7 protein-coding genes are annotated in these 10,020 nt (G+C 34.6%); all 7 read right to left on the minus strand.

All coding sequences use genetic code 11. From position 1 onward, the window contains the following. Positions 1-358 precede the first annotated feature (358 nt). The 7 genes from LBP67_07715 to LBP67_07745 all read right to left on the minus strand — a co-directional run bounded on the left by LBP67_07715 (position 359) and on the right by LBP67_07745 (position 9,993). Positions 359-2,971: a DEAD/DEAH box helicase family protein gene (locus LBP67_07715; GenBank protein ID MDR2084865.1), complete on the minus strand. Its 2,613-nt coding sequence runs from the start codon at positions 2,969-2,971 to the stop codon at positions 359-361. A gap of 3 nt (positions 2,972-2,974) precedes the next feature. Next, a complete protein-coding gene (locus LBP67_07720) occupies positions 2,975-3,649 on the minus strand; it encodes a DUF4276 family protein (GenBank protein MDR2084866.1) in 675 nt (224 codons plus the stop codon). 1 nt (position 3,650) lies between these two features. Then, positions 3,651-4,754: an AAA family ATPase gene (locus tag LBP67_07725; GenBank protein ID MDR2084867.1), complete on the minus strand. Its 1,104-nt coding sequence runs from the start codon at positions 4,752-4,754 to the stop codon at positions 3,651-3,653. Between the two features lie 12 nt (positions 4,755-4,766). Further along, positions 4,767-6,404, minus strand: coding sequence for a site-specific DNA-methyltransferase (locus LBP67_07730; protein ID MDR2084868.1), 1,638 nt, complete (start codon positions 6,402-6,404; stop codon positions 4,767-4,769). 29 nt (positions 6,405-6,433) lie between these two features. After that, positions 6,434-6,637, minus strand: a complete 204-nt coding sequence (locus LBP67_07735; protein MDR2084869.1) for a helix-turn-helix domain-containing protein — start codon at positions 6,635-6,637, stop codon at positions 6,434-6,436. 74 nt (positions 6,638-6,711) lie between these two features. After that, the gene (locus LBP67_07740; protein ID MDR2084870.1) at positions 6,712-8,715 is read right to left on the minus strand and encodes a YWFCY domain-containing protein; all 2,004 of its coding nucleotides are present in this window, start codon (positions 8,713-8,715) and stop codon (positions 6,712-6,714) included. 15 nt (positions 8,716-8,730) lie between these two features. Next, positions 8,731-9,993, minus strand: a complete 1,263-nt coding sequence (locus LBP67_07745; protein MDR2084871.1) for a relaxase/mobilization nuclease domain-containing protein — start codon at positions 9,991-9,993, stop codon at positions 8,731-8,733. Between the last annotated feature and the right edge of the window lie 27 nt (positions 9,994-10,020).

Consider the following 10,020-nt stretch of genomic DNA (forward strand, 5'->3'; position numbering starts at 1 on the left):
AATTGTTTTCTTTTCCTTGTCGAATGCCAATAATACATCCGATTGTTGATTTGAATTTACATCCATAATTTTGATTTTAAAATGATTAAAAACCAAAATTAGAACATAAAAAGATACTGGTGGTTAATTTTCAGACAGTTGGCGGTAGATGGCTTGGGATGGCGTGAGATAACTTATCTCAATTATTTAATCAGTTTATCTTTTTCAAACATGGGCATTATTGGGTTGATTATTTATGATAATAAAGCATATAGAAATAGCATATAAATGATGTTATGTAGTTCATGGCGAGTGAAATTTCGTTAAACCCAAGTGGGTTATCTTTATCCTATTCTTTCTGCCTTAAATTCTGCAAATATTAAATAGCTTTGATAATATTCAAGAAATCTTCCAGATTATATGCTCCATCAACTGTTCGTCTTTCATAAACCATAAAATAACGATAATCGTTACCGGCTTTTCCAGCCCAAAGATTACCAAGCCTTATTTTCTGTTCGGCATCTAAATGGTCGCCTTTTGTTTCCAAAATAACTATTTTGCCACTTTTGGTTTGGATAATAAAATCAGGATAATGATTGATAAAACCATTTATGCGAAATCCTTTTTTCTCCATATTCCTTGTCCAAAAAGCAATATTGCTCATGTTGGCAATTTCATTAATTACACGCTCTTCAAAGTTATTCATGCGGCCTTCCTTTTCATATAATGACTTGGTAATGTTTTTTGCAGTATCGCCAGGGGATATATATTGTGGAAGAATATAAGAAGGTTTAATAAATACGGCATCGGTATCCAAATAATCTTTGAATTTCTTTTCAGCAAAATTCTCCGAAAGCGACTTTATCTTTTGCTTTATTTTATCCGTGTAAGAATATTCGTTATATGCAAAATCATTAAATTGCTCATCTGTAAAATCTTCTAAAATGCGAGTGATGTATTTTTTAATTTCGCTGTCTGGTATCGGATACATATTACCAATAATGCTCATTACTCGATGAGTAAAGTTCTTTACTCGGCTATCTTTTCTTGATGGGTCAAGTATATAGGCAATAATGTTATTCTTAATATCACCGTCAAGCCTTACAAAAGTGGGGGTATGCTCTTTTTGTGTTTCATCTAAATCAACTTTATAGAGTTCGGATTCAACACTATCGAAAGCGATATTGATATCTGACTTACTTAATGGGAAATCACCTAATAGATTTTCTTTTTCAAGCAAAATATCTTCTTTTGCACCAAATAAATCGTTTCCCGGTACTTTCAAATAAAATTGGGCTAACTTTATTTTTCCGGCTTGCTCTTGGAAAATTTCTTTTATTTCGTATGTTTTCACGAGTTGTTGTATTTCTGTGGGTAAAACAGGTGTATTATTTGTCTCTATTTCAGAAATTGTTTTTTCAAAATTTTCATTTTGTTGTATGGCAGTTTTTTCTATTTCTGTAATGGTTTCTGGTAATGATGTATTTGTGAGGACAGAAATTCTTGCAATATCAATATCGGAAGTAATGTCTTCCGTTGTATCGTCTTCGTGTGTAGGAAATGTTACAAGCTGTTGTAATGGGTCTTGTTTTTTGATTTCTTCTGGAACGCTTGTATCAGCAAGCTTATAATCTTTTTCACTAAACCCTGCTTTATTTAGCCCTTTAACAACATTTTGAAGCGTATCTCTGAATTTCGATGAGGCAGTAAGAACATAACTTACATTGAGTAATGGAAATTTATGTTTCATCACATAAGGTTGACGTAAAACCCTTCCTAAGATTTGCTCTACATCGACTGCTGAATTTTTATCGGCTAATGAGGCTAAAATATAAGCAAACGGACAATCCCAACCTTCTTTTAGTGCATTGATTGTGATAATATAACGAATTTCACAATCTTTGCTCATTAAATCAATTCCTTTTATTTCATTGATATTCGCTGTTTTTATTTTTATTTGTTCTTCTGGAATCTGTAGTTCAAGCAATTTGTCTTTTAGTTTTTGAACATTTGATTTTTCTTCTTCGTCACTCGAAAAATTTTTCCCGTTTTTGGGTTGTGCTTGAAATAATACAATGGGGCGAATATATTTCCCGCCATTCTTTTCTTCCTCAATAGCTTGTTGCTCTAGGCGTTTTTGTAGCTGTAAACTAGAATTTATTACTTCTGTCTTGTCCTGATGGTTGTAAACAATGACAGGTAGTTTTACCATATTTTCTTTTTTCAACTCCAAAGCATCAATGAAACTGATGATGTTACTATTGTTTCGTGGGGTTGCCGTTAGGTCAAGAATAAAACTCGGATTCAATCCCGACAACATTTCTACACTTAACTCACTTTCAGCATTATGACTTTCATCAACAATTACAACCGGATTCAGATACTTAATAACTGCACCCAGAGTAATATCGGCATCATTATCCAATAGATTTTCAAACGATTGTAGATTTCCATTTTCCTGAAAAACTTTCCGGTCTTCTTTATTTTTAGCACGTAAGCTATCAAAACTAAAAACCATTATGTTCAACTGCTCTTTTACAGAAGTTGCATTAAAACCACTGCCTTGTAATAAGGTCGCTTTATCAAAGACTTCCACTTTATTACCAAAGTGTGAGTTGATTTTCTGACGATAAGGATGTGACGGGTCTTTTAGATTTTTGAGCGTTTGTTCCAAAATAGTAATCGAAGGAACCAACCAGACCACTGCTTTTGGTTTGTCATAATCGAAAGCATCAAAAATAGTTTTTAAAGCATTACAGGCAATAAATGTTTTACCTCCCGCCGTTGGCACTTTCATACATACATGAGGTACACGAGGCACATTATTTTTATAAGGTTCAATGGCTGTTCCTGAAAATGGGAATAATGGTGTTCGAGGATGCTTAGTCCAAAAGTTATAAAAAGCATTCTTTACATCTTTAGTTTCCTGTACATCTTCTAAAAAGAGTGACAGATCATCTATTACTTGTTGTTGATATGGTTTGAGTTCCATAGGCTACATATTTTCTATTTGTACAATCCAATTATTGAAGCGAGGACATTTTTCACGAATTTTATTTAAACCTATATCGTGAGCAAGCAAAGCTCCATAAAGCACTTTAAGGTTTTCGTTATCAGAATAATAACCATCTATTATTTTAGATAATCTTTTAGATGGGGCTGTTTCTGTTCCATTGTTAATTAACTCCGGATTGGGATTTTCACGAATTGTTGATTCCAAGTATTTGTAATCCAAAAATTCTTCTTCCTCAAAATTTCTATCAAACACAGAAATATCACTAAAAAGAATACCTTCAAATTCATGCAATTGTATATATGGCATAAATCTATGCCTTAGATTTTCTTGTATATCATTTGTCATTTCCCTTTCCAGAATATCCATGCGTTCATTCCTATTTACTTTTTTTTCAGCTTCATCCCATCCCGGATATTCATGATGAGTATATAATCCATAATAATCAATTAATGTAGTAACAAAAGCATTTTTATCTTCCAACAAATGTTTCACAATTTGATATTTTAATGCAGCCCAATTAACGATACCACCATGCGTTTTTTTTATGGTTGGCGTTTCCAAATATATTTCAAACTGACTGAAATATGGTATTAGAACATCATTACAAAATGATTGCTCTGTTTGTCCTTCGCATACAATAATAACTCGTTTCATCTTATTTTCTAAAAGGTTGAGCTGCATTTATAATATTTCTTTCCCATAAATCGCCAAGTGTGTAATCTTCCAACCAGTTTTTTAAAGAATCTGTATTTAAACGATTAAAAATCGTCTGGTTTTCAGATTCACTTTTGTCTATAACAATTACATCATCGGGTGAAAAATTACTAATCAGACCGGGCGATTGTGTTGCTGCTATAATCTGTGCTTTACTTGATGCTGCTTGCATCATTCCTGCCAATTTTCCTATAGCAAAAGGGTGTAATCCTAATTCCGGCTCATCAATTATGATAACTGCCGGTGGGTCAGGTTGCATAAGCAATACCGCAAGGGCAATAAAGCGAAGTGTTCCATCTGAAAGTTGATAGGCAGAAAAATTTGACTCAAGGTCGCCTTTATCAATCCAACGCAATTCAATCTCTTGTCTATTTAAACTACTGGGCTCTAATATAAATTTTGAAATATATGGTGCAACCGATTGCATTACTTTTATTATTCTGCTAAATATTTTAGGATGTCCTTCCTGTAAAAGATAGAGCATGGCAGGAAGATTTCTCCCATCAGGTTTTAAATATCTATTATCGCTAATATCACATGCTTTTCGTAGTAAAGAGGTACTTGAAGTATCATGAAAGTGGAATACTCGAAATGACGTTAAATAATTATTTAAATAACGATTTCTTGGATATTCTAAAGAACGAGCAAATTTACTTTCTTCTAAATTATAGTTATTAAAATAATTTTGGGAATCGTCATTATAGTCCACATTATAACCGGAACCTTCTAAACCAATAAATAAACCACCTGTGTTTGTTTGAGCAAGATTGAAATAATAGGCATTGTTACTCTCACCTTCAGTAAATATTACTTTACCATAAAGTTCTGAGGTTGTTTTTCGTCCGAAATACAACAATTTATCTACATCTTCCTCTCTTAAAAAACGCTGTAATTGTCCATTAGCAATAGCATTTAATAATTTAAAAAATGAAATAAAATTACTTTTACCGCTGCCATTGCTCCCAATAAGGATATTAAGCGGTTTCATTTCCATTTTTAGTTCTTTAATGGATTTATAGCCTTCTATTTCTATGAATTTTATCATAATTGTAATGGGTTAAAACCTCGTTATATCTCTTGGAATTTTCTTAAAAATAATATGGTGCTTTGTCATAAATGCTTTTGTGAGCAAACAGTTATCTGCATAAATAACATATTGTTCTGCTTTATTTTTTATGCTTGACAAAAAAGCATGATTTAGTGTAGTGATACTATCTTTCTCATAATTGAAATAATATGCTGTATCATTATGTTTTCCCAGATAATATCTATTGTCTTTATATTTAACTTCCGAAAATAGCGTTTTTGTTTCAGTATAATAAACGTATTTTCTGATTTTTTCTTCGCCTACCGATTCATTCAAATTACCATCTTCTAAAAACATGGGTTGACCTAATTCGTAATAATCGAAACTACCGTTTATACTTTCTTTTTGACCATATCCATTAATCACTCGTTTTACGCGTTCGGCAGTTATGTTGTCTGCATAGTCTTCCATTTCAATCAAGATAAATTTACGATTCCCCTTATCTTGCTTATTAAGCTCTAAAACTGCATGGGCAGTAGTACCAGTTCCTGCAAAACTATCAAGCACAATTCCATTCTTATCATCCATGAACTTTACAAAGAATTCAACCAAAGACGATGGTTTGGGATAATCAAAAATTGGTTTACCGAAAATATCAATTATTTCTTTCTTTGCTCCTTCATTTGTATCAACTTCGGATTCTTTTTTATCAACTAAAGGTGTAAAATATTTTTCTTTTAATAAATTTGTTGGAGCTTTAAATGTTTCTGTTTCTCTTAAATATCTAATAGCAAACTTTTCCGATTTTATAATAAATGTTGTTCCATTCTGTATTTCCTCATTTAGAGTTTCTTGTGTCCATTTAAATGCACCTGTAAGTTTTAAGTCTTGGTCTGCAAAACCATCTTGAATAAAAACTTCATTATTTAGAGTCAATCTTCCATATTGACCAATCGGATATATTCCATCATCAAGTTTGAATATTAAAGTTTCTTTTGGAAATATAAGTTCAACAGATGCGTTGCCTGTATTTAATAAGGGTGCATCTCCGCCATCTCCTTCTTCTGCTTTATATTTTCTGTTGGTTCTCTTTTTTTCATAGCACAAAACATACTCAGCTGTTTTTCTCGATTTCTTTGCTAAACTAGGTGCTGTGGAAGTTTTAATCCATGAAAAATATTCTATAAAACTACTTAGTCCAAAGATTTCATCCATTATGATTTTAAGATTCGCTAATTCATTATCATCAATAGATATGAAAATAATTCCACCATCATCACTTAATAATTTGTGAAGTAGTTTTAACCTTGGATACATCATACAACACCATTTATCATGGCGACTCAAATCATCTCCTTCTTTTCCTACAACTTCATTTATCCATTTTTCTAAACGTGGATCGTTTACGTTGTCATTGTAAACCCAAGTTTCGTTTCCTGTATTATAAGGCGGGTCTATATAGATGCATTTCACTTTCCCTTCATATTCCGGCAACAAAGCTTTTAATGCTTCTAAATTATCTCCATGAATTATTTTGTTTCCACTACCAGTTTCTTTTTCTGATTGATTTCCATTATCAAAACCATAAGTATGCTCTAAAACTTTAAAAGGAACATCTATATGATGGTTTATAACCTTATCTTTTCCTATCCAGTGTAATGTAGGCATGGTATCTTTTTTTACAAAATCAAAATAAACTACTTTTTTGTAGAAATAAATAACTCTTTTAAATCAATGTCCAATAATTCTGCAATTTGAGACATTGTTTCCATCGGTGGTTGACTTTTGTTTGTGCACCATCTTGATACGGTTGCTTCATTTTTGCCCATTTTCTCAGCAAGCCATTTTCCTGTACGATGTTGTTCTGCTAATACGGCTTTAAGCCTATTTATTGGTTTCATCATGTGAATCAATTGATATATTTTGCAAAGATATTGATTTTACTCAAACAAATTTCACAATTGCAATTTTATTCTCATTCCTTCACCAAAAACCTCAATTCCGGGTCATTTTTGATGCGTTCCATTTCATCAATTACAATTTGTTTCACTTCTGATTTAATTCGGTCGTAGTTGGTTTGGATTTCCTCTTTTAGGAGGTCGTTGCCGTCAGTATCGCGGAAGTCGATAATTTCGGGGATGTTTTGGTAGCGGACGGTTTCGCGTTTTACCTTTTCGTTATCCACCACAATTTCCGCATGGAAAATTTTCTGTTCGATCCGTTCCTCGAAATTATCGGAAACCGAACCGACAAACATTCCTTGCGTGAGATTGGAAATTTTACTCGCCGGAATCAAGCTATCCATTTGAGTGCTGATGGAAGTGGATTTATCTTGTCGGTTGATGGTTAGGGATTGTCGTTTTTGCAAGACTTTTCCAAAACGTTCGGAAAGTGTTTTGGCAGTTTCGCCAACCACTTGACCGGAAAAAACATTCCCAACTGTGTTTTGGATAACCTTACTTTCCTTGTCGCCGTAATCTCGTGTGAGTTGGCTATAATCCTGAAACCCCAAACAAACGGCTACTTTATTACTTCGGGCAGTGGCTATTAAGTTATCCAATCCACGAAAATATATTGTCGGCAACTCATCAATTATTACGGAACTCTTTAATTGTCCTTTCTTGTTGATTAGCTTCACAATACGACTATTGTATAATCCCAACGCCGCCGAATAGATATTTTGGCGGTCGGGATTATTGCCGACAACCAACACTTTAGGTTCTTGCGGATTGTTGATGTCCAAAGTAAAATCATCGCCTGTCATTACCCAATACAAAGCCGGACTTATCATTCTGGAAAGCGGAATTTTCGCCGATGCAATCTGTCCTTGCAATTGGTCTTGCGCTCCGCCCTCCCAAGCATCCATAAAGGGAGAAAGATAGTTTTCCAATTCGGGATAAGATGTTAGAATGGTAAATGTATCGGCATACTTCTTATTCAGAAATTCAATCGCATGTGGAAACGTACAAAACTGACCGTTCTTATAAATCTTCAAAAACCAGATAATCGCAGCCAAAAGAATAATCGGAGATTCTACAAAGAAATCGCCTTGCTTGGTAATCCACGAGCGGTTCAGGTTGAGCATGATTGTATAAGCCGATTCGTAAGCATCGGAAATATCGGTCATAAATGCCGGATTGATGGGATTGCAACGATGGCTTTTTCGTGGGTCATCAAAATTGATGACGTAGAATTTTGGTTTTACGGCATAACAATCAGCATTGTTTGACAGATGATTATAAGCAATTTCCGAGAGGTCGGGAAATTTGTAATCATAGATATACATCGCAAAACCCTTTTCAATCTGTTGCTTGATATAGTTATTGACTACGGCATACGATTTCCCAGAACCCGGGGTTCCTAACACAATAGTTGCACGAAACGGATTTACTACATTTATCCAACCATTGTATTGCTTTTTCTTATACCAAAACTTAGTTGGAATATTAACGGAATATTTATTTTCCATCAAGCGTGTTTCCTGCATAAAAGATTCGTTTTCTAAATTAAAAACATCATCCATAAGATTGTTTTTTAACAATCTCGAAATCCATACTCCGGCAACCAATAGGCAAAGGAAGCCAACAGCCAATGTCAGAATATAAAAAGCCGTGTTGGCAATCAATGGCAACGGCAAATATAATAGCCACCAATTCATAAAGAACAGGACAAAACCAATGGCTAAACAGGTGATTATCCTTGTCCAAGTGATTTTCTCGTTTTTCACTCCCCTTGTTCCCAAGCAGGATAAGGCAAGGAATATCACGGCAAAAATTTTCGTGATAAGCAGATTATTGAATAATCCCGCTGTTCGTTGAAAGTTCAGCAGGATTTTATCCACTACTCCGATGTTGATTCCATAATTCACAAATGTTTGATAACAATACCAATAAATGTGAATTACTACAAATAAAATACTGATGGCACGCATAAAGTCTATAACTCTTGCCAATCCTCTTAAATCGTCTTCTTGTTGCATACTTATAAATTTTAATTAGTTGATTTTCTTTCTTTTTCTTTTCTTTTTCGGATAAACTTGGTCGTTTTCGGGCGGGGCATCGCTTCCGTCCGGCAAGATGCTGAACAACGAGCCTATTCCACCATCGGAATCTTTGGACTGCCGTTCCGACGGCTCGAATGTTTCGTCCGCAGGGGCGAATGATTCTCTTGGGTCGTGCGGCGGGTATGCTTGTTTTGTATGTCCGCCGTCTTCAGAGGACATTCTAAACAAGTCGTTAAATACATTGGCAGAGAACTCTTTGCCCAATCGTGAACCATTGAGAACCGTTTTACTTTCGTGGTCGATGAACGTAACTCCATAAATTCGCCCGTCCGTATTTTCTCGAAATAAGACATCAATTTGTTTGTCTTTCAATTGTTTCTCAAATTCCAGACGGCTGATATTGAGTTGCAGAACACCGGCAATCTTCTGTTTAATGATATTCCGGTTATTTCCTTCTTTCCAACTTTTGGATGATTGTTCAATTTTTCGTTGAATGGCTTCAAATCCGGTTGCTTTTCCCAATCGGGAAGATTTAAACGGATTGCCTTGTTTTCCGCCTAAATCATTGGTTGCCGAATAAATAATGCCGTTGTATGGTTTGCCGTTGGCTTCTCCTTTGAGTTCTTCGGCATGAATATTATATAAGGATAACAAGGTTTTAAACTCATTGAAACTCTGAAATTGATACGACTTCAATAATCCTTTCACGGTATTGGCAATCTGCCGTTTAACATCGCCTTGCGTATAATTCACTTTTTGGAATTGATACTCATCATTTTGCTGCTTCTTTTCGGCAGGATGTAAATTGTATTTCCGTTCCAATTCCCGCGTAATTTCCTTGCTCCGAAGATGCTCAAATTTATCATTCAGCTTCTTGCCATTCTCATCCACCCGAATAGATACTATATGTATATGATGACGGTCAATATCCTCATGTTTATAAACCATATACGGCTGATTCCCATAACCCAGCTTCTCCATATATTCCTGTGCAATCTCCGAAAGTTGATTATCGGAAAGTTTATCGTCAGGATGTGGATTTAAGGAAATATGAATGACAGGTTTTTTGGTTCGCAAGCCCAACGGCATCTGCATTTGAAAGGTTTCCATGCAACGATTTATACTGAATATGCCGTCTTCGTTTTCGGGCATTTTATGTGTGAAAAGCACCTTGCCGTTTTCCTCGTCAATCTTATTTTGATTGTATGCCAATGCTCCATAGAGCGAATCTCCAACATTAATTTTTGCTACCATATTCTATTTTTCAATTAAATAGTTGGA

The organism is Bacteroidales bacterium, assembly GCA_031276035.1.
In the GTDB taxonomy this organism is placed as follows: domain Bacteria; phylum Bacteroidota; class Bacteroidia; order Bacteroidales; family BM520; genus RGIG7150.